This is a genomic window from Kitasatospora sp. NPDC057542, assembly GCF_042801945.1.
Lineage (GTDB): Bacteria > Actinomycetota > Actinomycetes > Streptomycetales > Streptomycetaceae > Kitasatospora.
On sequence record NZ_JBHVFE010000802.1, the window covers coordinates 1 to 1,765 of the forward strand.

Annotated in this window: 3 protein-coding genes; 2 read left to right on the forward strand and 1 reads right to left on the reverse strand. The window is 72.5% G+C overall.

The window, feature by feature from the left end; all coding sequences use genetic code 11:
- Positions 1–81: 81 nt before the first annotated feature.
- The gene (locus ACFU7Y_RS43635; protein WP_224280731.1) at positions 82–663 is read left to right on the forward strand and encodes an ABATE domain-containing protein; all 582 of its coding nucleotides are present in this window, start codon (positions 82–84) and stop codon (positions 661–663) included.
- A 6-nt stretch (positions 664–669) separates the two neighbouring features.
- Here the strand turns inward: ACFU7Y_RS43635 and sodX are convergent, their stop codons facing one another.
- Positions 670–1,032: a nickel-type superoxide dismutase maturation protease gene (gene sodX, locus ACFU7Y_RS43640; protein ID WP_263455005.1), complete on the reverse strand. Its 363-nt coding sequence runs from the start codon at positions 1,030–1,032 to the stop codon at positions 670–672.
- A gap of 276 nt (positions 1,033–1,308) precedes the next feature.
- Between sodX and sodN the strand changes: the two genes are divergently transcribed.
- Entirely contained in the window at positions 1,309–1,704 is a 396-nt protein-coding gene (gene sodN / locus ACFU7Y_RS43645; protein ID WP_224280729.1) for a superoxide dismutase, Ni, read from the forward strand.
- Positions 1,705–1,765: the final 61 nt, after the last annotated feature.

Consider the following 1,765-nt stretch of genomic DNA (forward strand, 5'->3'; position numbering starts at 1 on the left):
CCTGCCGGGCGCCGACGTTTTCCCCGCACGGGTAATAGGCTGGAGGCAGTCAGCCCGTTACCGAATTCTGGAAGGACCCCTGTGGAGCTCGCCGCCTACGCCGATCTCGCCGTTCGGCTGGTGAACACCGAGGAGCCCGAGCGCGGCACCGACACACTGACCTCCGTGGAGGCGGTGCGTGCCCTGTTCTCCGACTCCTCGCGGGCCGCCGCCCTCGCCGACGAGTCCGACCTGCCCCGGCTGCGGGCGGTGCGGACCCGGCTGCGCGGGGTCTTCGAGGCCGCCGCCGAAGGGGACGAGACCCGGGGGGTCGACCTGCTGAACAGCCTGCTGATGGAGTACCCCGTCAGCCCGCTGATCTCCGGGCACGACTACCTGGACGACGCCGGACGGCCGCGCTGGCACCTGCACCTGGCCGACAACTCGCCGACCGCCACCGCGCACTTCAGCGCGGTCGCGTGCATGGGCCTGGCCGTCCACCTGACCGAACTGGGCGCCGACCGGCTGGGCATCTGCCAGGCCGCGCCCTGCCGCAACGCCTACCTGGACACCTCGACCAACCGCTCCCGCCGCTACTGCTCGGACCGCTGCGCGACCCGCGCCAACGTGGCCGCCTACCGGGCCCGCAAGCGCCAGGAGGCGGAGGCCGCGGCCCGCGCCTAGCGGGTCCTAGACCTCTTCCACCCAGACGCCGAGCCGGCGGGCCAGGCCCGGCACCCGGGCCAGCCGCGGGGCGAGCAGCAGCCGCTCCAGGCGTCGCCCCGGCGCCAGCCAGGCCGGGCTCGGACGCAGCCGCAGCAGCGCCCGGCCGAGCACCAACTCGTCCGGGACCGCGCCGTAGCTGCGGCTGTCGCTGTCCACCGGGCGGTTGTCGGAGAGCAGCCACCAGCCCTTGGCCCGGCGCTCGGCGGCCCGCTTCACCACCAGCAGGTCCTGCTGGAACGGGTGGCGGAAGACCACCACCGCGCCCGGCCGGATCGGCGCGCCGTAGCGGACCAGCAGCTGGTCGCCCTCGCGCAGGGTCGGGACCATCGACGGCCCCGCCACGTCGACCAGCCCGAACGGCAGCGCGCCACCGTCCCGGCCCTGCCTCCCGGCTCCGGCACCCTCCGGCCGCGTGCTCCGCGCCACGACTCCTCCTCCCGATCCGCCCGCCCCCAGTCTGCCGCACGGACCGTCACCCGTTCGATGTCCCGAATGCCCCGTTTCCAGGTCCGCCTTTTGCCCTAGGCCCACCGCCCGATCGCGAAACCGGGAGGGCGGAAGGGTAATCTCGGGCGCGGGAAGACGATCTAAGGAAGGACTCCCATGTTCTCTCGTCTGTTTGCACCGCGCGCCACCGCCCACGCCCACTGCGACCTGCCCTGCGGCGTGTACGACCCGGCGCAGGCCCGGATCGAGGCCGAGTCGGTCAAGGCCACCCAGGAGAAGTACCAGGCCAACGAGGACCCGCACTTCCGCGCCCGCGCCATCATCATCAAGGAGCAGCGCGCCGAGGCCGTCAAGCACCACATCTCGGTGCTGTGGAGCGACTACTTCAAGGCCCCGCACTTCGAGAAGTACCCGCAGCTGCACCAGCTGATCAACGACACCCTGAAGGCCGCCTCGGCCGCCAAGGCGTCCACCGACCCGGCCACCGGCCAGGCCCTGCTGGACCTGATCGCCGAGGTCGACAAGATCTTCTGGGAGACCAAGCAGGCCTGAGCCTGACGCGTCGCCACCCGACCGCCCCCGTCCGCATCGAGATCCTCAGCGGACAGGACTC

Excerpts from the sequence above, each read along its gene's own strand:
- sodN (WP_224280729.1), top strand. The coding sequence starts at position 1,309 with ATGTTCTCTCGTCTGTTTGCACCGCGCGCCACCGCCCACGCCCACTGC.
- sodX (WP_263455005.1), bottom strand. The coding sequence starts at position 1,032 with ATGGTCCCGACCCTGCGCGAGGGCGACCAGCTGCTGGTCCGCTACGGC.